This is a genomic window from Bacillus cereus group sp. MG16, from assembly GCF_040459875.1.
GTDB lineage: Bacteria > Bacillota > Bacilli > Bacillales > Bacillaceae_G > Bacillus_A > Bacillus_A paranthracis.
This window is the reverse complement of sequence record NZ_JARVHE010000001.1, coordinates 3,737,016-3,758,521: the sequence shown is the minus strand read 5'-3', so window position 1 is coordinate 3,758,521 and position 21,506 is coordinate 3,737,016. Positions and strand designations below refer to the sequence as shown.

Genomic DNA, 21,506 nt, shown 5'->3' with positions numbered 1-21,506 from the left:
TTCTCTCCCCAAAAGTCGAAAAAAGAGCCTTAGTGATGACTCTATCACGAAAAATAAACCGTGTCTAGTACACGGATATAATCAATCCGAGGGTGATAACCGCATGATAATAAAGATCCATGCTCTTCTATTTCTTCTTTCGTAATCGATTTTCTTCCACCTGTATTTTGACGATTCCAAAATGCAATAATATGTTTTGCATCTAATAAATAAAGTTCATCAAAAAGTGTAAATTTAATAATAACAAATGCAATTCCATTATGAGCGATTACTTGCTTCATATGCTCAATTTGATGAAGGTGGAAGTTTTGAAGTGGAAAACTCGTTTTATTTTTTGTTTCTTTCGCTTCAAAATCGATGTATTTCCCTTTATATACACCGTTGTAATCTGTTGTAGAAGGTTGTTTAAAATACGCTTCTTTTACCACTGCAGCACTTCGAGCGGGGTAATCTACTTTTACAATTTGAAGAGGGGTAGGTTTTTTATGTACGCATGCAATATTATGGGTTAAGTAATATTCATTCGTTTCATTCAATTCCTCTTCAAGGGACATACCTCTGTTACTATAAGTATGTTTTTTAATTGGTGTTTTATGAGGTTGTGAAGCTTGATTGTACCGTTTTCCATTTGGGTAACGAATGGTCATAGTGTGTCCACTCCCAACTTGCTAAGAATTACTTACAAAGGTGATTATAACAAAAAATGAAAAAAGATGTGACCTTTTTGCAGAAAGGTATGATGACTTATTCATGTTTACATGGAATGATTATGAAAAAATTAAACAATATCGTAAAAATACGGTCTGTACAGAGGAAGAAAAAACAATGGTTTACAACATGAAGAGGGAAATAGAAATAGCTAATATGGACAACATTTCTCGAACGCAGTGTTATCAAGAATATTATGTAAGAAATAGTGAAATTAGGTGGGCTTTTTTAGCAAGTATGGTCTCGAGAAATGCGGGGTGGAATATGACTGATTTACAAGGGAGGTATTATGCTACTGTTTTACCTCAAACAGTAAAAAAACATTTGTTTTTGACTTATGAAGAAGCGAATTGGATTATTTTTTTAGATGTATTTCCTCAGCTGTTGTTATACGAAGAAAGTAAGAGGAGGCAGATCCCACTATTCCATTTGTTACAATATTTTAACGTATCCATTTTTATGGAAAAAGAATGGATATATTTTTGGGAGAAAAAAGATATAAATAGACTTATGACAGCGCTTATTATAAATGAACAAAATAAAATTCAAAAACCAGTTATTGAGAATGCATACTTTAAAAAACATGTATTCCATACAGCCCTTTTTAAATTACAAGAAATGCTTCATATTAGTGCCGTTATATTCCCAACCGTTGAAGGGAAGGTGTATGGTTTTTCAGTTTATCAATTTGAAACGTTACAGAAGCGTATAGAACTAGGAAAGAAATTAGCAGCGTTACTGTTCCATCCGAATTACAAAAGTTTATTCCATAGATTTGCATCGCAAACGATACACACAGGATCAAGAGCAGATTATGAATGTTATGTAAGTGAAGCTAGAAAATCTTGTACACCAGCTCTTAGAGAAGTTTATCCTGCTGTTGCACATGATGAAATAAGTATGAAAGATTGGTTTTGTAGAGATACGGAAATAAATGAACTATTTTTACCAGAAGAGTATACGGGTGAAGTTGATATAACAGAATGGTATAAAAGAAAGAGGGAGCAAATCTATATTGCTTCTACCGTAAATCGTTTTGTTAAAAGGATAGATGAGTTCGTGATATAATAAAAAAGAAGTCCCGTCTTCATAAATGAAGACGGGACTTCTTAATGTGAAGTAACCCTACTATGCGTGCTAAACATTTAATCTCAAAACGTAATGAATATAAGAGATTAAAGAAGTTTCACTTTATGTAGCAGGGAAGTTTGGACCATCTAATTTTGGATTGCCAGTTTCGGGTTTATTTTGTTTATTTTGTTTTTTCTTTTTTTCGTTTTTGTTCTTTGTCATTTTCATGCACCTCCTTTTTGTATTGTTACCATTTCTATAAATGACATACAAAATGATTTCTTTGACGAATAACAACTAGTTTTGTCATGTGGGCAGGAGTGAAGAATCATTCGGCGAAATTACATGACAAAGGAAAAGCAAAGAAGGAGGCGTTTTGTATATGGCGATGGTTCAGAAGGAAGATGTAATGAAAACAATGGATCAAATGTTAAGTTCTCTCGATTTGCTGGAAATGAATATAGGGATTAGAATGAATCATGCATTAAAGGATAAGAGTGAAAAAATATGCAACAAGATAGAAATAACAGAAATGCATATTGAGCATATGGAAAATAAATTAGTGCATCACGAAGAAAAAGGGAATTGGGTGAAGGCATTTCAAAACGTCGTAGTGAGTGCATAATAAGGTGGGAATAAAATGAAGTATGAAGCATTAATACAGTCTTCGGAAAAACTTATGCAACATAATAATGAAGCAAATGTGAAAAAAAGAGAAATGATTGAATACGATTTTTATAAGGATATGAAACCGTTTGTAGATATGGTAGATGAGGAATTAAAAGTGTGGAAAGAATTAGCTTATGAATGGATTAAGGAAGAAAAACCGAAGTATATACATGTACAGCAAATTGATCAAGTGTACGATAATTTACAAACAAATGTGTTGCAATGCTTTGTAAATAAAGGTAAAGGTAAGCGATTCCTTGAAACGCATCAAGCCATTTCGTATACTTTGCAAAATATAATTGAGCAATGTAAGTAACAAGAGGGGAAACCCTCTTGTTTTTTTATGCTTCTGTCACTGTTGTAGGTTTTGTTGCCCCGTTTATTTCTAGTTCTTTTATTACTGTTCGGTAATCTGAAATACATATTTTCCCTTCGAGATACCAATGTCTCGCAAAGTCTAACAATTCATTTACATTCTCTGTGTAATACCCCTTTTTTTGAGAAAACGCTTGTTTTAAATCCCCTAATACCATGTTGATTCCTCCCCCATGAGAATCTTCTTCTTTTTTATCATAGCATGGAAGGGTTTTCTTTTATAATTTTTTAAAAATTTAAACTTCCGACAAAAATAGACAGATACTCCGTCACACAAATTATTTTACAAGTACATATTATATATGTAGAAACTTATGTGAAGGAGGAGAGAATGCATGTTTCAACAATCTAACGTATATCAGCAATCTAATCCATATGCACAGCAAAATATGTACCAATATAATACGGATACATATTTACGTTATAATATGTATCCTTTCGAGCCTCATTATGGAAATCAAAATTATTACCAGCCATTTGAAGTATCGTTTATGAATCAACTGCAGCAACCGTATATGAATCAACAACCGCAACCTTATATAAATTCACAATACTATATGCCACCACCATCTCCCTATGGCAATCAACAAGCGATGTTTTATCCACCAAAACAACCGTATCCGACACAAAATAAACAAAAGCAACAGCAGCAACCAAGTCAATTTTCTAGTTTTGTTTCCCAATTTAAAAATTCAGATGGTAACTATGATGTAAATAAAATGATGAATACAGCTGGACAAATGATGAATGCGATGAATCAAGTGACAGGTATTGTAAAACAAGTTGGAGGGTTTTTTGGTAAGTAATGTCGAAGGTTTGTCTATAAAAAGCATTGGATAGAAAATCAAAGACTAGACAAATTTCCTTAGAATAAATGGGTATATATAACAAGCGGCTTACCCTCTTTTCTCATACTGTAAAGTGTAATCAGATTTTTTTTATGAGAGAGGAGAGAAAAACTATGCATCATTGTCATCCTTGCTTTGGAGGGCATAAGCCTACAGGACCTATTTGTACAACTGCTCCTGTCATTCATCCGACGAAACAATGCGTAACACATTCTTTTTCAACAACGGTGGTGCCACACATTTTCCCGACGCATACAACACATGTACATCATCAACAAATTAAAAACCAAAACTTCTTCCCGCAAACAAATTCAAATGTAAATGTTGTGGACCCAATCGATCCAGGATTCGGCGGATGTGGACCATGTGGCCATGGTCATCATCATCACCACCACGGTCATCAAATATCCCCATTCGGACCAGGACCGAATGTATCGCCGTTTGGACCAGGACCAAATGTATCACCATTTTTACCAAACAATGTATCACCAGTAGGTCCGAATATTGGACCAAACGTTGGTGGAATATTTAAAAAGTAAATGATATGTTAGAACTAGCGAAATGCTAGTTCTTTTTTTTGTAATTGGAGTGTTGATATGAAAGTCATTGCAGTAACAGGCTATAAGCCCTTTGAACTTGGAATATTTAAAAATGATCATCCAGGAGTAGAATGTATAAAAAAGGCATTGCACCGAAAATTAACTACTTTTGTAGAAGAAGGTTTGGAATGGGTTATAATAAGTGGCCAGTTAGGTGTAGAATTATGGGCTGCTGAAGTTGTTTTTGAAATACAAGTAGAATATCCAGATTTAAAATTAGCGGTATTTACTCCATTTTTAGAACAAGAAGAAGGTTGGAAGGAAGATAACCGTGAATATTACGAATTTATTCTCTCTCAAGCAGACCATGTTGATAGTATCACGAAACGTAAGTACGAAAGCCCAGAGCAATTTAAATTAAAAAATCAATTTTTTATTGAAAAAAGTGATGCGCTTTTAGCTGTATATGATGAAGAAAAACCAGGGAGTCCTAAATATATTGTAGAAGCAGCAAAGAAAAAAGGAGAAATAGAAAATTATCACAGTTATTTCATTCTTTTTTCCGATTTACAAGATATAATAGAAGAGGAACAGTGGAATAATGCTGAGTAATATGTAATATAGTACTCGTATATATGATTGACAAAAAGCATTGTTTCTGAAAAAATTTAGTTAATGAAAGTTTTGGCAAAAATTTGAGGTGAAGAAAATGATTTCGGATAAAATTAAATTAACGGCGAAAGATATTTTAGAAAAAGAATTTAAAACAGGTATGAGAGGTTATCAACAAGAAGAAGTAGACAAGTTTCTTGATATGATCATTAAAGATTATGAAGCTTTTCACAAGGAATTTGAACAATTAAAGCAACAAAATGCTCGTTTAAAGCGTGAATTAGAAGAGCAAAAGCTAGCAGCAACGCAAGTTCCACAACAACCAGTTGTACAAACACCAGTTGCACAACCAGTATATAACAACACGAATACGGACATTTTAAAACGTTTATCGAATTTAGAAAAAGCTGTATTTGGAAGTAAGTTATACGAATAATTTCTGGTGATAAAAAGGTTACAGCATTTTACATAGAAAAAACATTGCAAAATCTTTTTGTTTCCACTATACTAATGGATGTCATAACGTTTGGGTAATCGCTGCAACGCCAACGTTGTAGAGGAAAGTCCATGCTCGCACGGCCTGAGATGGCTGTAGTGTTCGTGCCTAGCCAATTCATAAGCTAGGGTATTCTGGCTGTAAGGCTGGTTTAACGGCAGGGAAAAAACCTAAGTCCTTTCGGATATGGTTTGACTACCTTTAAAGTGCCACAGTGACGAAGTCCTTGAAGAAATGATAGGAGTGGAACGAGGTAAACCCCACGAGCGAGAAACCCAAATAATGGTAGGGGAATCTTTTCCAAGGAAATGAACGATGGGAAAGGACAGGTTGTATAACCTGTAGATAGATGATTGCCACCGGAGTACGAGGCGTGGGCCGTTTGCAGTACAAAGGAACAGAACATGGCTTACAGAACGTTATGAACCAACTATGAAATAACTCAGCTCTCCTTTGTTAGAGGAGGGCTTTTTATTTGTATGAAGTTATAAATGATGAGTTAAAATGGTTAATGAGAAAATTCTTCGTAAAATGTAATAATTAATAGGAGAAATAGCTATTAATTATTGTTTGAATATACATAAGAGGTGAATGCAAATGGGAAAAGTTACTTTAATCGCAACAGCGGCAATGGGTATTGAAGCTTTAGTTGCCCGAGAAGTTCGTGATCTAGGTTATGAATGCCAAGTAGAAAACAGCAAAGTAACATTTGAAGCAGATGAAAAGGCGATTTGTCGCACGAATTTATGGTTACGTACTGCGGACCGTGTGAAAATTAAAGTTGGCGAATTTAAAGCGACAACATTTGATGAGCTGTTTGAGAAAACAAAAGCATTAAACTGGGGAGATTATATTCCAGAGAACGGTGAGTTCCCTGTTATCGGTAAATCTTTAAAATCTGAGTTATTCAGTGTTTCGGATTGCCAGCGTATCGTTAAAAAGGCTGTCGTTGAAAAATTAAAAACAACATATAAACGTACAACTTGGTTTGAAGAAGATGGCCCGTTATTCCGTATTGAGATTGCAATGTTAAAAGATATCGCAACATTAACAATCGATGCGAGCGGTGTTGGACTTCATAAACGTGGATATCGTGTGGATCAAGGGGAAGCTCCTTTAAAAGAAACATTAGCTGCGTCTTTAATTAAATTAACAAATTGGAAGCCAGATCGTCCTTTCGTGGATCCTTTCTGTGGATCAGGTACAATTCCGATTGAAGCAGCATTAATTGGACAAAATATCGCACCAGGTTTTAACCGTGGTTTTGCATCGGATGAGTGGGGCTGGGTTGGTAAACAAAACTGGCGTGAAGCTCGTCAAGAAGCAGAAGATTTAGCGAACTATGATCAACCATTGCAAATCATTGGATCAGATATTGATCATCGTATGATTCGAGTTGCTCAAGATAACGCAGAAGAAGTAGGTTTAGGTGATTTAATTACATTTAAACAAATGCAAGTAAAAGATTTCACAACAAAAGAGGATTATGGCTATGTTGTAACGAATCCTCCATACGGAGAGCGTTTAAGTGAAAAAGCACTTGTTGAACAACTGTATAAAGAAATGGGACAAGTATTCCGTCCATTAGACACATGGTCGGCATATGTATTAACAAGTTACGAAGCATTTGAGAAGTGCTACGGAAAAGATGCATCGAAGAAACGTAAACTGTTTAACGGATTTATCCGTACAGATTACTACCAATACTTCGGAAAACGTCCACCTCGTAATTCATAGTATAAAACTCCTCCAGCGCGCATATACTGGCTATTATGTAATGCGTAAAGGAGGAACTGATATGGATAGTTTCCAATTATCAATGATTCAAAAAGCTATTCACCGTACGTATGATGAGCTCGGAAAAGAAGTGGATAACCAAGGTGCGATTGTAGATGAAATACAAAAAGCACAAGAAGAATATTTGTTAGCTCTTTCGCATGAAACAGCGATAGATAAACGGTATTTAAAGTCATTAATATAGTAGAAAATTTTCCTTTTTCGAAAGGAAAATTTTTTTTCGTGTATTTCTATGTATTACAACAGGGGAAAGTGGCTGCGCACATATGAGTAGCAGTTGCTATATCTTTTATAGAAAAACTTTTTGGTTGGAGGCTAAGGATGTTTACTGAGAAGAGATTACCATTTGAAGTAGGGAAACAAGACAATTTTTATGATAAGTTGAATGAGTGGATTGGAGATGTGTTTTACGACATCCTTCCGGAAAAAGGCTTTGAAGAGCGTGATGAACAAATTTTTATGGCGTTTCAATTAGAGCGTGCTTTCCAAGAAAAGAAAGTTATGTTCGCAGAAGCTGGTGTAGGAACCGGGAAAACAATTGTATATCTTCTATATGCAATTTGTTATGCACGTTATACTGGAAAGCCAGCGATTATCGCTTGTGCAGATGAAACGTTAATTGAGCAGCTTGTGAAAGAAGAAGGGGACATTGCTAAATTATCTGAGGCATTAGGCTTATCGGTAGATGTAAGACTTGCGAAATCAATGGATAATTATTTATGTTTACGTAAACTTGAAGATGTTATGAGTGGACGAGCTCCAGAAGTAATTGAAGATGTGTACTACGAATTACCGCAGTTTGTATTTGACCATGGTACGATGCAAAACTTTACTCACTATGGTGACCGAAAAGAATTTCCGCTTTTAAATGACGAGGAATGGTCAAAAGTAAATTGGGATTACTTCCAAGATTGCTTCACTTGTGATTCTCGACATCGTTGTGGGCAAACTCTATCACGTGAACATTATCGTAAAGCAGCAGATTTAATTATTTGTTCTCAAGATTTTTATATGGATCATATTTGGACGTACGATGCTCGTAAGCGTGAAGGACAAATTCCATTATTACCAGAAAGTAGTTGTGTTGTATTTGATGAAGGACATCTTGTAGAATATGCAGCTCAAAAAGCTTTAACATATCGTTTAAAGCAAACGATGATGGAGCAACTTTTAACGAGATTATTACAAAATGATATTCGCGAGGAGTTTGCGCATTTAGTAGAAGAAACAATTTGGCAAACAGAGCGATTCTTTGATGTGTTACAAGAGAATAAAAAAGAAATTGCTGGTTCTGATCGTTTAGAAATTACTGTGACAGAAAAAGTAACGGCTGAAGCGAAGCGACTTTATGCGAAAATTGGTGAAGTCGGTGATGCATTAGTATTTGAAAGTGAAATGCATACAGTAAACACGTATGATTTAAATATCGTTGATGAACATTTAGATGTATTAGAGCATTCACTTCGTCTGTTTATGCACGAGAAAAATGTAATTACATGGGGTGAAGAAGGTGATGGAGCTTTCACGTTAGTAATTATGCCGCGTGCAGTTGAAGAAGTATTACAAGAGAAAGTATTCTCAAAGAAAATCCCGTATATTTTCTCTTCTGCTACATTATCTAACAACGATTCATTCGCATTTACAGCAAATAGCTTAGGGGTAAAAGATTACTTATCATTCTCAGTTGCCTCCCCGTTTGATTACGAAGAGCAAATGGCAGTAAACTTACTATCTCATACGAAAGAAAATGAATGGGAAAGAAAGTGTCAATATACACTTGAAAATATACAAAAAACAAATGGACGTACACTTGTATTATTCCGTACAACGCAAGAACTTGCAGCGTTTAAAGAATATGTAAGTAAAGAACAAATGTCAGTTCCGTTCCTATATGAAGGGGACCAAGAAATTAGTCAGCTTGTTTCTCGTTTCCAAAATGAAGAAGAGACTGTACTTTGTGCCGTTCATTTATGGGAAGGTTTAGATATTCCTGGTTCATCATTATCACATGTTATTATTTGGTCATTACCATTCCCTCCAAACGACCCTGTGTTTGAAGCGAAGCGTAAGCACGTAAATGATCCATTCTGGGATGTAGATGTACCATATATGATTTTACGTCTTCGTCAAGGGATTGGCCGTTTAATTCGTACGAGCGAAGATAAAGGTGCTATATCAATCTTCTTATCTGATACAGAAGATGAGAAAGTGGTAGAAGCAGTGAAAAACGTACTACCAGTAGAAGGTAAAGAATTATAAGGAGAAAGCTTGGCGCTTGCCAAGCTTTTTTTCTATTATAAAAGGAATTTATATTTTCATGTCGAATTAAGTTTGAGGTAGAAAAAGGAGGTTTTTATATAATGACAGTAGCTACATATGAAGTAGAAAAACAATTTTTAACATATGTGAAGAAGATACAAAATTACGGAGAAGCATTAAGCTTAATGTTTTGGGACTTGAGAACAGGGGCGCCTAAAAAAGGTGTAGACCAGCGTTCAGAAGTAATTGGCATGCTTTCATCAGAAGTGTTTGCTATGTCGACTTCAGATGAAATGGGAAATTATTTAACAGAGCTTGAAGATTTAATACGTGAAGACAAGCTTTCTGAAACGACGAAGAAAATGGTGGAAGAGTGCCGTAAAGAATATGATAGAAATAAGAAAATTCCACAAGCGGAATATGAAGCGTATGTGAAATTAGAAGCGAAAGCAGAAAGTGTGTGGGAAGAAGCTCGCGAAAAATCTGATTTCGAAATGTTCCGTCCGTATTTAGAACAAATCGTTGAATTTAAAAAGAAATTTATTACATATTGGGGTTATGAAACATATAAATATAATACATTATTAGATATGTATGAGCCGGGCATTACAGTAGAAGTGTTAGACCACGTATTTGGTCAACTTCGTGAGCGTATCGTACCGCTCGTAAAAGAAATATCGGATTCGCAAAAGAGATTAAAGACAAGTGCTTTATCAGAGCATTTTTCAAAAGAAAAACAAAAAAACTTTACATTAGAGCTATTAAAGCAATTAAATTATGACTTTGAAGCAGGTCGTCTTGATGAAACGGTACATCCATTCGAGATCACATTAAATAGAGGGGATGTTCGTATTACGACACGCTATGACGAAAAAGATTTCCGTATGGCTGTGTTTGGCACAATTCATGAATGTGGTCATGCTGTATATGAACAAAATATTGCAGAGAAATTTGAAGGTACACCGCTATGTAGTGGAACATCTATGGGTATTCATGAGTCACAATCATTATTCTTTGAGAACTTTATTGGTCGTAATAAATCATTCTGGAAGAAAAATTATGATTTATTAAAAGAGTATAGCGATGGTCAATTCAATGATATATCAGTAGATGAGTTTTATGATGCAATAAATGAATCGAAGCCTTCATTTATTCGCATAGAAGCAGATGAGCTTACATATCCGCTTCACGTTATGGTTCGTTATGAACTTGAGAAAGAGTTATTTGATGGCACATTACAAGTGAAGGATTTACCAGCGGCTTGGAACGATAAAATGGAAGCATATTTAGGAATTCGTCCGGCTAACGATGCACAAGGCGTATTACAAGATGTTCACTGGGCTGGTGGTTCATTTGGATACTTCCCATCTTATGCGCTTGGTTATATGTATGCAGCGCAATTTAAGCAAAGAATGGTAAAAGACATTCCGAATTTTGATGCATTATTAGAAGAAGGAAACGTAACGCCAATTCGTGAATGGTTAACAGAAAACATTCACCAATACGGTAAAACGAAAAAGCCACTTGAAATTTTAGAAGATGTAACTGGTGAAGGATTGAATGCAAATTACTTAGCAGATTATTTAGAAGCGAAGTATAGAGAGATTTACGAGTTATAAAAAAGGGCTGCTTACTTGCAGCTCTTTTTTTAAAGGGGATAGAAAAATGGAGTATACTTATACAGTAATGACGCAAGAAGAAGCAGAAGAAATTGCATACAACTGGCATTATGAAGGGAAATATTCCTTTTACGATATAGAGGCAGATGAAGAAGATTTAGCCGAATTTTTACAAGATGAGAGTAGAGGGAATCATACATTTTCTGTGAAGGAAAATGGCAATCTCATTGGTTATTTTACTGTTTGTAAAATAACTGATGGAACGGTTGATATAGGTCTTGGAATGAGACCTAATATAACTGGGAATGGATTTGGTTTACAGTTCATAAATGCTATACTAGCTTTTAGTAAAGAAAAATATGGATGTAATTATATAACACTATCAGTAGCTACATTTAATAAAAGAGCGATTAAAGTGTATAAAAGGGCAGGATTTGAAGCAGTTGGAACGTTTATACAGAAGACGAATGGTAGTTATTTTGAATTTTTGAAAATGAATTATATATGTAAAAATGATTAAAAAAACAGAAGAATCTCCTTCTGTTTTTTTATGCAGAAATAAATCTTACTATTTGTAATTGGAAGTTTTGTAATTTTGGAAGAGGATGTGTATGATTGAAGTTTAATGGTAAATAGCAAGTTTAGTAAGGAGAGACAGCATGATTACAATTAAAACGAAAAATGAAATAGATTTAATGCATGAATCTGGAAAGTTACTTGCTTCATGTCATAGAGAAATTACGAAGATAATGAAACCAGGTATTACAACAAAAGAAATTAATACGTTTGTGGAAGCGTATTTAGAAAAACATGGTGCAACGTCTGAGCAGAAAGGGTACAACGGATATCCATATGCGATATGTGCATCTGTAAACGATGAAATGTGTCATGCATTTCCGGCCAATGTGCCTTTGACTGAGGGTGATATTGTAACAATTGACATGGTAGTAAACTTAAATGGTGGTCTTTCAGATTCTGCTTGGACGTATAGAATTGGAAAAGTTTCTGATGAAGCAGAAAAGTTATTACTAGTAGCTGAGAATGCTTTGTATAAAGGCATTGAGCAGGCGATAATCGGTAATCATGTAGGAGATATTGGTTATGCGATTGAAAGTTATGTAGCTGCTGAAGATTTTTCTGTCGCAAGAGACTTTACGGGACATGGAATCGGTAAAGAAATTCATGAAGAACCAGCAATTTTTCATTTTGGGAAGCAAGGACAAGGGCCTGAGTTACAAGAAGGAATGGTAATTACAATTGAGCCAATTGTCAATGTAGGTATGCGATATTCGAAAGTAGATTTAAATGGATGGACCGCGAGAACGATGGACGGGAAATTATCAGCTCAATATGAGCATACAATTGCGATTACAGAAGATGGACCAATCATTTTAACGAAGTTATAATTGGGAATGAAAGAGTTTACAAAACTCGAACGAAAATGATGTTTTTATAAAATTTGTACGTGTTTTATGAATAAAAGCTTTTCAAAGTATAAAAAGTGCGTTATAATCCTTCTATAAAATAAATAGTTAGCTACACTCATATAATCGCGGGGATATGGCCTGCAAGTTTCTACCGAAGTACCGTAAATACTTTGACTATGAGTGAGGACGAATATATTTGCTTGTTTAGCATTCTTTTTTGCGAAACTCCAAAAGCGCGTCTCTCACTTGTAACGAGTGGTGGCGGCTTTTGGAGTTTTTTTATTGCATAAGAGGGGGAACAAACATGAAAGTATTACAAGAAAAGATTTTGAACGAAGGAAAGGTTTTATCTGGTGATGTATTAAAGGTAGATGCATTTTTAAATCATCAAATTGATCCAGTACTTATGCAAGAAATCGGAAAAGAATTTGCTAAACGTTTTAAAGAAGAGAACATTACAAAAATCGTGACGATTGAATCTTCAGGTATTGCACCAGCAGTTATGGCTGCATTAGAGCTTGGTGTAAAAGTAATCTTTGCTAGAAAGCGTAAATCGTTAACGTTACAAGATAATATGTATGTTGCAAGCGTATATTCATTTACAAAACAAGAGACGAATGAAATTTCATTATCTCGAAATCATATCGATGAAAGTGATCGCGTTTTAATTATTGATGACTTTTTAGCGAACGGTCAGGCTGCTTTAGGTTTAATGAGTTTAGTTGAGCAAGCAGGAGCAAGTATTGCTGGACTTGGTATTGTTATTGAAAAAGCATTTCAAGATGGAGGAAAGAAGCTTCGTGAACAAGGCGTTCGTGTTGAATCACTAGCAGAAATTGCATCACTTGATAATAACGCAGTTACATTTGTACAGCAAGAAACTGCGGAGGTGAAATAAACGATGAAGCAACATCCAATTAAAATCGCATCGCTTGGTATGCAGCATATGCTTGCTATGTATGCGGGCGCAATTATCGTTCCGCTTATTGTGGGCGGCGGCCTAGGTTTAAATCAAAAAGAGTTAACGTATTTAGTCTCAATTGATTTATTAATGTGCGGCGTTGCGACAATTTTACAAGCATTATCAAATCGCTTTTTCGGTATTGGGCTCCCAGTTGTACTAGGTTGTACATTTACAGCCGTTGGGCCGATGATTGCAATCGGAAAACAATACGGCGTGTCTTCTATTTATGGAGCAATTATTGCTGCGGGGTTATTCGTTGTTATTTTTGCGAAATTATTTGGAAAGCTTGTAAAGCTGTTTCCCCCTGTTGTAACAGGATCTGTCGTTACTGTAATTGGAGTTACACTTGTTCCAGCAGCAATTAATGATATGGCTGGTGGAGTAGGAAGTAAAGATTTCGGTAGTCTTGAAAATTTAGCATTAGCATTTGGTGTGTTACTATTTATCATCATTATGTATCGTTTCTTCGACGGATTTATTCGTTCAATCTCTATTTTACTAGGTCTATTGTTTGGTACAATCGTTGCAGCATTTATGGGGAAAGTAAGCTTGCAAGCGGTTGGAGAAGCAGATTGGTTCCATGGTGTTCAGCCATTTTACTTCGGTACACCAACATTTGAATTAACGCCAATTATTACGATGATTTTAGTTGCTTGCGTAGGGATTGTAGAAGCAACAGGTGTTTACTTTGCATTATCTGATATTTGCAATAAAAAGATTGGTGAAAAAGAATTAACAAAAGGTTATCGTGCAGAAGGATTAGCGATGGTGTTAGGTGGTATTTTCAACGCCTTCCCATATACAACATACTCTCAAAACGTAGGGCTTGTTCAATTAACTGGAGTAAGAAATCGCGTTATTATTTACACGTGTGGTGGTATGTTAATCGTTCTTGGGTTCATTCCAAAAATCGCAGCCATTACAACAATTATTCCGAAATCGGTACTTGGCGGTGCGATGTTAGCGATGTTCGGTATGGTAATGGCATATGGTATTAAAATGTTAAGCAGTGTTGATTTTGGAAGACAAGAAAACTTATTAATCGTTGCATGTTCTGTTGGGATTGGACTAGGGGTTACTGTCGTTCCAACATTATTCTCACAACTTCCAGAAAGTATTCGTATTTTAACGGATAACGGAATTGTACTTGGAAGTGCGTCAGCAGTATTGTTAAATATCGTATTTAATATGGTGCCGCAGCGTAAAGCGAAAGTAAAGGATGAACCAGTTCCGATACAAAGTGCGGTAAGAGAAGCATAAAAAAGCAAGGTCTCACTATAATCCGTACCCTTTGTAAAGGACATTTTAAAAAAAGTTAGGCGGCATCAAGAAGATGATTTCTGTATTCAACAGGGGTCATCTTCTTTAAATTCCACTGATAGCGGTGTTGATTATAGTATTTCATATAGTCTTTAATTTCTTGTTTTAACTGAGTGAAAGATGTACAAGTTTTTATGTGTGCTTCATCTTTAAAGTGCCCAAAAAAGGATTCTTGAGGGGCATTATCCCAACAGTTTCCTCGTCTTGACATGGATTGTCCTAGCTTTAATTTTTTGACCAACTTTTGATAGGTAGGGCTTGTGTAATGAGCTCCTTGATCTGAATGAATATATGCATCTGGTGTTAATTCCACTTTCTTATTCCTCTTTAGTTTACGAAGAGTTGTCGTTGCGATATCTAGAGTAAGCCGTTCTGAAACATGATAAGCCAAAACTTCATTCGTAGACCCGTCTAGAATGGTAGATAAGTATCCTTTCTGATTTTTGCCATAAAACAGGTATGTGATATCTGTAAGAAGTACCTTTCCAGGTATACCTTGCCTGAATTCTCGTTTTAATTGATTAGGTACTACAAAGTGTTCTTTCGTCGCTTTCAACATTCTTTTATAGGGATTCGCTTTCCGAATGGGACAGACAATTCCATATTTTTTCATGATTCTTCGGATGCGTTTTAAATTGTAAACAACTTGAAATTGACCCGCCAATGTCATTTTAATTTGACGAGCCCCTTTCTTTCGGTTTTTAAATTGAAATGCCTTTACTATGAGCTCTTTCGCCATTTCATCTTGATGCATTCTTTTCTCTCGCTGACTTTGAGCAGTAGCGGAAAAATAATGATAGTATCCAGAGCGCGAAACACCAGCGATCTCACACAAATATCTCACCATATTTTTCAGGTTATACCTTTCAATAATAGTACGAATTAAGATGTATTTCTGACTGGGGTGTAACCTTATTTCTTTCCCATCCTCCCTTCCATAAGCTTGATCTTTTTTAATAATTCATTTTCAGCTTTTAATAAGTTTCGTTCCGCTTCTAAACGTGCATATTTCTCTTCTAATGTAAGTTCTTTCTCTGACTTTCTTCCGGAGTTATCCTTACGTGTATCTCTTAAACCAAATACCCCCCTTTCCTTATAGGAAGTACGCCATCGATTTCCTGATGATACAACACGTTGTAGACCGATGACATCTATATCAAATCCACATTCTTCAAAAATAATACGAGGTGGTTTTCCTTTTTCATTTTCTTCAATAAAAATACGTTTGAATTCATCTGTATAAGTAATCCCTTTCTGACTGACTGATTTTACGTATCGATTCTTTGATAGTGCTTGAACTTCTTTTTCTGTGAACAGTTTTTTCGTCATTTTGAAATTTCTCCGATTCTCATTTTTCTCTCATTATACAAGAAAGACCCTATAGAATAGACTTTTTTTTAAGTGTCTATTCTATAGGGTACATTTTACTATGAGACCTTGCTTTTCTTTTTAAGTGGCATCATCTTTCCGTACGTACCAAGGCGCCATATATACTCAAGTGGTCCGTATTGGTAACGTGACAGCCACCAGCGGCTAATAAAGATTTGCAGCGTGTAGAAACCGATGCAAAATAGTGGTCCTACCCATAATGGAGCAAGATAATCATTTTTGAACAATATTCCGAATACAAGCAACGTAACAATTGTATGCGAGATATAATTTGTTAATGCCATTCGACCAACGTACTGGAACGGACGTAATATCTTTTGCCATTTTTCTTTTTGTAATAAACGCATGAGCGTGAAAATGTAGAATATGAATAATGTCTTTCCGCTTATCATCGTAATACCCATAAGTGAAAATGGTGTGTATGGTTGATTGTTCATAAAGAAGTAAACCATAATAAACCACATCGGTAATGTTAAAATGAACATAATGATTTGCCATTTTTTAAGTTTTGGATTTAATTCTTTCGCACGGCGGAAAATATCTTTTTTACCGGCATATAATCCGAGTAAAAACAATCCTAGTGTTTCAGGAAGCATAATAAGACTGTTACTTATTGCTTCAGAGTAGAAAGAATAGAATCGGTCTGTGATTTGTAAGCCCCAGTTTTCTAACGGCATAATTGCTGTGGAAAGGCCTAACTCCTCTACTGGCACGATTAACATGACAAGAGAACCTAATAATGTGAACAATTGCATGAAACTTAATAGTACAACTGACCATATTAAAATAGTACGTGGCTTTCTTTTGTAAAATAAAAATAAGAAAAACCCGGTAATTGCATAAGTATGTAAAATGTCTCCGTCCCATAAAAGAACGTAATGTAAGAAACCAAATAATAATAAAATAAGTAAGCGACTAACAAATAAAGTTTTTGGTCGATCTGTTTTCGCCTCAGCACGATTCATAAAAATATAAAAACCTAATCCGAATAAAAACGAAAAAATGGTATAAAATTTCGTTTGAATAAACATATCGTAAAATAGGCGAATGTAGCTGTCTATCCCTTCGTAAATTCCTGTAATATCACGGGAGTCGACTCCGGCGATAACAGGCCAGTTAACAAGAAAAATACCAAGTACAGCTATTCCTCTAATAATATCGATGGAGTGTATCCTCTCGCCTTGTGAAATATTTTGTGTCATTATTTTCCTCCTTGTTAAGTAATTCCCTTTTATTATACAAAATGTAAGATGGAGGGTATAGGGTGGATTTCCATTTTTTTTAACTATTAAGTTATGTAAGATGAGATATAATAAGAGTGCACAACAAGTTTTAATCTTCTTCAAAACAGGCAGTAAAGCTCCTTCTTATAAGGGGCTTTCTTTATGAAAAGTGTTGATAATGATTCTCTTTAATGATAAAATGTATTCAAAAGTGATAATCATTATCAAAAAAGGTTGGTGCACGAGTATGGTATATGCATTAGTAGCAGGTACAGTCGCTGTATATGCAGTTATTGCAAAGTATGTTTTAAATGGAGTAGGAACGGCAAAATGAGTGATATTACATAAAATCCCTTTCATTTGTAAAAAGAATGAAAGGGATTTTTTATTTTTAATGAGAATATGCTGAAAATTTAGTATGATAGTAAAGTGAAAAGGTAATCAATGAGGGATGTATCTCCTGTTGATTATGTGCTCGCAAATAGCGGGGAAAAGTATATACATCTTGGATAAAGGGGAACAAGGGGATGACAAACATAGTACAGACAAACGGTATGAAAAAGCTTGTTTGTTTTTATGAAGAGTGGCAAAAACACGGCGATGCAGAGAATAGTTTAAAGTTGTTTGAAGTAATTCAAAAATATAAACGAGATCAGCTTATGATAGCATTCTGCGGTCACTTCTCAGCAGGGAAATCAACGATGATGAATCATCTATATAAAGCGCAGTTGTTACCGACAAGTCCAATTCCGACAAGCGCTAACGTCGTTAAAATTGAAAAGGGGTCTGATCGTGTTGTTGTAACGATTAAATCTGGAGAGCAGTACGAATATGACGGTGCATATTCAGCAGAAGAATTAAAACAAATTTGTAAAGATGGCGATGAGGTAATTGGTGTTCATATTTATCGAAATGATGCGCCAATTCCAGAAGGTGTTATGTTAGTTGATACACCAGGAATTGATTCAACAGATGATGCCCATCAACTAGCGACAGAATCAACGCTGCACCTAGCAGACGTAATTTTTTATATGATGGATTATAATCACGTCCAATCGGAAGTGAATTTACAATTTGTTAAAGAATTGAAACAACGTAATAAAACGGTTTATCTCGTTGTAAATCAAATAGATAAACATAAAGAAAATGAATTATCGTTTGCGGATTATAGAGATAGTGTAAAACAATCATTCTCTAACTGGGATATTGAAGTAGATGGAGTTTATTATACATCATTACGAATGATGAACCATCCACATAATGAAATTGAAAACCTAGAAACGTTAATTACTTCTATTATGAAAGAAAAAGAGCAGTATGTAAGAGATGGAATGGAGCGAGAAACAGAATATTTAATGAGGGAACATTTCTCGTTTATTCTTTCTGAAAATGAAAAAGCTCTTTTGAAATATGAGGAAGAGTTAGCATCACCGCTTTCCATTTCAGAAATAGTTGAAAAGAAAGAAGAGCTAACGGAAATGAAACATCGCGAGGCTAATAAAGAGTCTCAAATGAGAAATCAATTTATAAAAGGCTTACAAGCTATATTAGATAACGCGTATTTAATGCCATTTGAAATGAGAGAATTGGCAAATGCGTACTTAGAAACGAAATTAACAAAATTTAAAGTTGGTTTGCTATTTGCGAAAGGAAAGACTGAGCAAGAAAAACAGAGACGTTTAGATGCTTTTTATGCTGCTTTGCAAAAGACTGTCGAAACGCAACTTGATTTTCATGTGAAAGAATTTATTGTTGCCTTCTTAAAAGAAGAAGGGTTGTTTACAGAAGAGATTGGGAAAGACATATATGCTTTAGAAATTGCTTTTGGACCAGAAATGTTAGCGGAAGTAATTAAACAAGGTGCAGGTTTCACAGGTGATTACTTACTTCTTTATACAGCGGATGTAGCGAATGAATTAAAGAAACGTTATTTTACAAAAGCACAGCAAATTTTTGATAAAAGTGCAGTCATTTTAAAGCAAAAGGTAAAAGAAGCAGTTGATCGTATTGAAGAAGAGATTGAAACATATACGATGTTGCAAACGGCAAAAGAAACGAAATTGCAATACAGTAACAATTTGGAGACATATGAAAGTTATTTACAAAATGTTTGGCATGAGCGTGTTGCTACACCAGAAGGGTTGCAAATAGAAGAGATATTGCAAAGTAAAAAACAAATTGTTAGTGAGAAATTCACACTACAAGAGCAGGAAATTGTAAATGATAACGTAGCGGCTCGTGAAGAAGAGATAAAAGGAACGGCAGCTTTAAATATTCAGCGTATATTAGAGAAAGTGAAGAAAGCTGAAACGATATTAGAACCATTGCCAGCGCTAAAACATGTACAGCAAGAGGTAATAGAAAAAAGGCGCCGTGTGGAAACGAAACAATTTACAGTGGCATTATTCGGAGCTTTTAGTGCTGGGAAATCATCATTTGCCAATGCATTGCTTGGTGAGAAAGTACTTCCAGTGTCACCAAATCCGACGACGGCAACGATTAATCAAATTTTGCCAGTTACAGAGGAAAAACCACATGGAACAGTAATGGTTCAATTTAAATCAAAGCAAGCCTTATTAGAAGATATGAAAGCTGTTTATAAGCTGTTTCATTATGAGATTACTACGTTAGATGAAGCGTTAGCACAGATTGATAAAGTTATGAAATATCCTTCACCAACTGGGAAGCAAAAAACAACATTTAGCTTTTTACGAGCAGTACAAAAAGGGTATGATACAGTTTCTGCACATTTAGGTGAGCAAGTACAAGTTACATTAGAAGAGTTTTCTGATTATGTAGCGAATGAAGAAAAATCTTGTTTTGTTGAGTACATGGAGCTTTATTATGATTGTGCATTAACAAGGCAAGGAGTAGCGCTTGTAGACACACCTGGAGCGGATTCTATTAACGCCCGCCATACAGACGTTGCGTTCCAGTATATTAAAAACGCAGATGCTATTTTATTTGTAACGTATTATAATCACGTGTTCTCTCGTGCTGACCGTGAATTTTTAATTCAGCTTGGTCGTGTAAAGGATACTTTTGCTCTTGATAAAATGTTCTTCTTAATTAATGCGGCCGATTTAGCAGAGTCTGAAGAAGAGCTTGAAATGGTAAAAGGTTATATCGCAGACCAGCTACTACAATACGGTATTAGGAATCCACGTTTATTTGCAATTTCAAGTTTATGTGCGCTTGAAGAGAAACAAGGAAAAAATATTGAGAAAGAGAAGTACGGTATTTTACAAAACTCTGGGATTGCTAAGTTCGAGGAATCATTTACATCCTTTATGATGAGAGATTTAATGCTCGTATCTGTTCATGCTTTATATGGTGCATTGCAAGGGGCAGATCAGCTGTTAGTAAATATGATAAATGGTGCAAAGCAGGGGAATGAAGAGAAAGAGAAGCAAACGAAAAAATATGAAGCAGAGCGTGATCAACTACTTCATATTATTTCATCATATAGTGTGCTTGCTGAAGAACAGGCGATGCAAAATGAAGTGAAAGAATTGCTTTATTACGTGCAACAACGTCTATTCCTACGCTATAACGATGTGTTTACTGAATTTATTAATCCAGCATCGCTTCGAACGGATGGAAATGTGAAAGTGCAGTTGCAGCAGTGTGTTATGGAATTAGTAGCATTTATTCAGCATGATTTATTACAAGAAATGCGTGCGACATCATTACGCCTTGAAAGATGGATAGATGAAGCGATGAAGCGTGCAAAGAATGAAATTGTGGTGAACTGTAAAGTAGAAAATGAATCAATTTCTATGAATGGAACAGTGGAATATGAATATAAAGATATTACACATAAAGAACCGTTCCCTTCAGTTGAAATAAAAGATTTCAAAAAAGCATTGGCACACTTTAAAAACGAGAAAAGCTTTTTTGAAAAGAATGACAAAGCCTTTATGCAAGAAGACGCTAAATCTGTATTAGAACCTCTCGTATCAAACTATGTAGCTGATGAAAAAGATTTATTTGTTCATCATTATAAGCAAGAGTGGGATTTGAAATGGAACTTATTCCAAAAAGTGATGCAGCAAGATGTGATGAATTATTATGAAAGTGTATTATTTGCATTGGCTGAAACGATTGATGTATCACTATATGAACAAAGTAAAGAACAATTGCAAAAGCAATTAGTAGAGATTGAAAAAGAAATGTATGTGATGTAGTCG

General features: G+C 35.2%; 22 protein-coding genes, 1 other RNA gene and 1 riboswitch. Of the genes, 18 read left to right on the top strand and 5 right to left on the bottom strand.

The window, feature by feature from the left end; all coding sequences use genetic code 11:
• Positions 1–44: 44 nt before the first annotated feature.
• The gene (recU, locus tag QCI73_RS19430; RefSeq protein WP_000155592.1) at positions 45–647 is read right to left on the bottom strand and encodes a Holliday junction resolvase RecU; all 603 of its coding nucleotides are present in this window, start codon (positions 645–647) and stop codon (positions 45–47) included.
• A gap of 103 nt (positions 648–750) precedes the next feature.
• Here recU and QCI73_RS19425 point away from each other — a divergent pair, with 103 nt between their 5' ends.
• Positions 751–1,776 carry a DUF2515 domain-containing protein gene (locus tag QCI73_RS19425; protein ID WP_353823582.1) on the top strand — a complete coding sequence of 342 codons (1,026 nt, stop codon included), beginning with the start codon at positions 751–753 and terminating at the stop codon, positions 1,774–1,776.
• Between the two features lie 123 nt (positions 1,777–1,899).
• Here QCI73_RS19425 and QCI73_RS19420 read toward each other — a convergent pair whose 3' ends face one another.
• The gene (locus QCI73_RS19420) at positions 1,900–2,076 is read right to left on the bottom strand and encodes a hypothetical protein (protein ID WP_002020884.1); all 177 of its coding nucleotides are present in this window, start codon (positions 2,074–2,076) and stop codon (positions 1,900–1,902) included.
• Between the two features lie 85 nt (positions 2,077–2,161).
• Between QCI73_RS19420 and QCI73_RS19415 the strand changes: the two genes are divergently transcribed.
• Together QCI73_RS19415 and QCI73_RS19410 are read left to right on the top strand one after the other, a co-directional pair.
• Complete coding sequence (locus QCI73_RS19415; protein ID WP_001252039.1) at positions 2,162–2,404, top strand: hypothetical protein; 243 nt, start codon at positions 2,162–2,164, stop codon at positions 2,402–2,404.
• Positions 2,405–2,419: 15 nt separating this feature from the next.
• Positions 2,420–2,764, top strand: a complete 345-nt coding sequence (locus QCI73_RS19410; RefSeq protein WP_353823581.1) for a YppE family protein — start codon at positions 2,420–2,422, stop codon at positions 2,762–2,764.
• Positions 2,765–2,789: 25 nt separating this feature from the next.
• Here the strand turns inward: QCI73_RS19410 and QCI73_RS19405 are convergent, their stop codons facing one another.
• Positions 2,790–2,981: a YppF family protein gene (locus tag QCI73_RS19405; protein WP_000242664.1), complete on the bottom strand. Its 192-nt coding sequence runs from the start codon at positions 2,979–2,981 to the stop codon at positions 2,790–2,792.
• Positions 2,982–3,158: 177 nt separating this feature from the next.
• Between QCI73_RS19405 and QCI73_RS19400 the strand changes: the two genes are divergently transcribed.
• The 13 genes from QCI73_RS19400 to pbuX all read left to right on the top strand — a co-directional run bounded on the left by QCI73_RS19400 (position 3,159) and on the right by pbuX (position 14,644).
• Positions 3,159–3,629, top strand: coding sequence for a YppG family protein (locus QCI73_RS19400; RefSeq protein WP_353823580.1), 471 nt, complete (start codon positions 3,159–3,161; stop codon positions 3,627–3,629).
• 155 nt (positions 3,630–3,784) lie between these two features.
• The gene (locus QCI73_RS19395) at positions 3,785–4,210 is read left to right on the top strand and encodes a CotD family spore coat protein (protein WP_000546265.1); all 426 of its coding nucleotides are present in this window, start codon (positions 3,785–3,787) and stop codon (positions 4,208–4,210) included.
• Positions 4,211–4,267: 57 nt separating this feature from the next.
• Positions 4,268–4,822, top strand: coding sequence for an SLOG family protein (locus tag QCI73_RS19390; protein ID WP_327922235.1), 555 nt, complete (start codon positions 4,268–4,270; stop codon positions 4,820–4,822).
• A gap of 97 nt (positions 4,823–4,919) precedes the next feature.
• Positions 4,920–5,258, top strand: a complete 339-nt coding sequence (gene gpsB / locus QCI73_RS19385) for a cell division regulator GpsB (RefSeq protein ID WP_000622430.1) — start codon at positions 4,920–4,922, stop codon at positions 5,256–5,258.
• Positions 5,259–5,344: 86 nt separating this feature from the next.
• An RNA gene (gene rnpB / locus QCI73_RS19380) (RNase P RNA component class B) lies at positions 5,345–5,735 on the top strand.
• A 180-nt stretch (positions 5,736–5,915) separates the two neighbouring features.
• Entirely contained in the window at positions 5,916–7,055 is a 1,140-nt protein-coding gene (locus QCI73_RS19375) for a THUMP domain-containing class I SAM-dependent RNA methyltransferase (RefSeq protein WP_000521234.1), read from the top strand.
• A gap of 61 nt (positions 7,056–7,116) precedes the next feature.
• Positions 7,117–7,299 carry a DUF3921 family protein gene (locus QCI73_RS19370; protein ID WP_000376892.1) on the top strand — a complete coding sequence of 61 codons (183 nt, stop codon included), beginning with the start codon at positions 7,117–7,119 and terminating at the stop codon, positions 7,297–7,299.
• A gap of 137 nt (positions 7,300–7,436) precedes the next feature.
• Complete coding sequence (locus tag QCI73_RS19365) at positions 7,437–9,374, top strand: ATP-dependent DNA helicase (protein ID WP_000493701.1); 1,938 nt, start codon at positions 7,437–7,439, stop codon at positions 9,372–9,374.
• 101 nt (positions 9,375–9,475) lie between these two features.
• Positions 9,476–10,993, top strand: a complete 1,518-nt coding sequence (gene ypwA / locus QCI73_RS19360; RefSeq protein ID WP_000215095.1) for a carboxypeptidase — start codon at positions 9,476–9,478, stop codon at positions 10,991–10,993.
• A 46-nt stretch (positions 10,994–11,039) separates the two neighbouring features.
• Positions 11,040–11,513: a GNAT family N-acetyltransferase gene (locus QCI73_RS19355; protein WP_327922233.1), complete on the top strand. Its 474-nt coding sequence runs from the start codon at positions 11,040–11,042 to the stop codon at positions 11,511–11,513.
• Positions 11,514–11,652: 139 nt separating this feature from the next.
• On the top strand, positions 11,653–12,399 hold the full coding sequence (locus QCI73_RS19350) for a type I methionyl aminopeptidase (RefSeq protein WP_353823579.1): 747 nt from the start codon (positions 11,653–11,655) through the stop codon (positions 12,397–12,399).
• A 116-nt stretch (positions 12,400–12,515) separates the two neighbouring features.
• Positions 12,516–12,617: riboswitch (purine riboswitch) on the top strand.
• A 107-nt stretch (positions 12,618–12,724) separates the two neighbouring features.
• The gene (locus tag QCI73_RS19345; RefSeq protein WP_000866495.1) at positions 12,725–13,318 is read left to right on the top strand and encodes a xanthine phosphoribosyltransferase; all 594 of its coding nucleotides are present in this window, start codon (positions 12,725–12,727) and stop codon (positions 13,316–13,318) included.
• A 3-nt stretch (positions 13,319–13,321) separates the two neighbouring features.
• Positions 13,322–14,644, top strand: coding sequence for a xanthine permease PbuX (gene pbuX, locus QCI73_RS19340; protein ID WP_327922231.1), 1,323 nt, complete (start codon positions 13,322–13,324; stop codon positions 14,642–14,644).
• A 55-nt stretch (positions 14,645–14,699) separates the two neighbouring features.
• On the opposite strand, the gene QCI73_RS19335 is transcribed toward pbuX, so the two are convergent.
• Together QCI73_RS19335 and QCI73_RS19330 are read right to left on the bottom strand one after the other, a co-directional pair.
• Positions 14,700–16,033, bottom strand: a protein-coding gene (locus QCI73_RS19335) for an IS3 family transposase (RefSeq protein WP_416274065.1) whose coding sequence is annotated in 2 segments (ribosomal slippage) — positions 14,700–15,649 and positions 15,649–16,033 — 1,335 coding nt in all. Because the reading frame shifts where the segments join, the coding sequence is not laid out codon by codon here.
• Between the two features lie 98 nt (positions 16,034–16,131).
• Positions 16,132–17,295: a DUF418 domain-containing protein gene (locus tag QCI73_RS19330; protein ID WP_353823578.1), complete on the bottom strand. Its 1,164-nt coding sequence runs from the start codon at positions 17,293–17,295 to the stop codon at positions 16,132–16,134.
• A gap of 190 nt (positions 17,296–17,485) precedes the next feature.
• Here QCI73_RS19330 and QCI73_RS19325 point away from each other — a divergent pair, with 190 nt between their 5' ends.
• Positions 17,486–17,650, top strand: a complete 165-nt coding sequence (locus tag QCI73_RS19325; protein ID WP_154214584.1) for a hypothetical protein — start codon at positions 17,486–17,488, stop codon at positions 17,648–17,650.
• A gap of 193 nt (positions 17,651–17,843) precedes the next feature.
• On the top strand, positions 17,844–21,503 hold the full coding sequence (locus QCI73_RS19320) for a dynamin family protein (protein ID WP_353823577.1): 3,660 nt from the start codon (positions 17,844–17,846) through the stop codon (positions 21,501–21,503).
• Positions 21,504–21,506 lie beyond the last annotated feature (3 nt).

Bases quoted from the DNA above. Each gene is read 5' to 3' on its own strand.
- recU (WP_000155592.1), bottom strand. From the start codon at position 647: ATGACCATTCGTTACCCAAATGGAAAACGGTACAATCAAGCTTCACAA.
- QCI73_RS19425 (WP_353823582.1), top strand. From the start codon at position 751: ATGTTTACATGGAATGATTATGAAAAAATTAAACAATATCGTAAAAAT.
- QCI73_RS19415 (WP_001252039.1), top strand. From the start codon at position 2,162: ATGGCGATGGTTCAGAAGGAAGATGTAATGAAAACAATGGATCAAATG.
- QCI73_RS19410 (WP_353823581.1), top strand. From the start codon at position 2,420: ATGAAGTATGAAGCATTAATACAGTCTTCGGAAAAACTTATGCAACAT.
- QCI73_RS19405 (WP_000242664.1), bottom strand. From the start codon at position 2,981: ATGGTATTAGGGGATTTAAAACAAGCGTTTTCTCAAAAAAAGGGGTAT.
- QCI73_RS19400 (WP_353823580.1), top strand. From the start codon at position 3,159: ATGTTTCAACAATCTAACGTATATCAGCAATCTAATCCATATGCACAG.
- QCI73_RS19395 (WP_000546265.1), top strand. From the start codon at position 3,785: ATGCATCATTGTCATCCTTGCTTTGGAGGGCATAAGCCTACAGGACCT.
- QCI73_RS19390 (WP_327922235.1), top strand. From the start codon at position 4,268: ATGAAAGTCATTGCAGTAACAGGCTATAAGCCCTTTGAACTTGGAATA.
- gpsB (WP_000622430.1), top strand. From the start codon at position 4,920: ATGATTTCGGATAAAATTAAATTAACGGCGAAAGATATTTTAGAAAAA.
- QCI73_RS19375 (WP_000521234.1), top strand. From the start codon at position 5,916: ATGGGAAAAGTTACTTTAATCGCAACAGCGGCAATGGGTATTGAAGCT.
- QCI73_RS19370 (WP_000376892.1), top strand. From the start codon at position 7,117: ATGGATAGTTTCCAATTATCAATGATTCAAAAAGCTATTCACCGTACG.
- QCI73_RS19365 (WP_000493701.1), top strand. From the start codon at position 7,437: ATGTTTACTGAGAAGAGATTACCATTTGAAGTAGGGAAACAAGACAAT.
- ypwA (WP_000215095.1), top strand. From the start codon at position 9,476: ATGACAGTAGCTACATATGAAGTAGAAAAACAATTTTTAACATATGTG.
- QCI73_RS19355 (WP_327922233.1), top strand. From the start codon at position 11,040: ATGGAGTATACTTATACAGTAATGACGCAAGAAGAAGCAGAAGAAATT.
- QCI73_RS19350 (WP_353823579.1), top strand. From the start codon at position 11,653: ATGATTACAATTAAAACGAAAAATGAAATAGATTTAATGCATGAATCT.
- QCI73_RS19345 (WP_000866495.1), top strand. From the start codon at position 12,725: ATGAAAGTATTACAAGAAAAGATTTTGAACGAAGGAAAGGTTTTATCT.
- pbuX (WP_327922231.1), top strand. From the start codon at position 13,322: ATGAAGCAACATCCAATTAAAATCGCATCGCTTGGTATGCAGCATATG.
- QCI73_RS19330 (WP_353823578.1), bottom strand. From the start codon at position 17,295: ATGACACAAAATATTTCACAAGGCGAGAGGATACACTCCATCGATATT.
- QCI73_RS19320 (WP_353823577.1), top strand. From the start codon at position 17,844: ATGACAAACATAGTACAGACAAACGGTATGAAAAAGCTTGTTTGTTTT.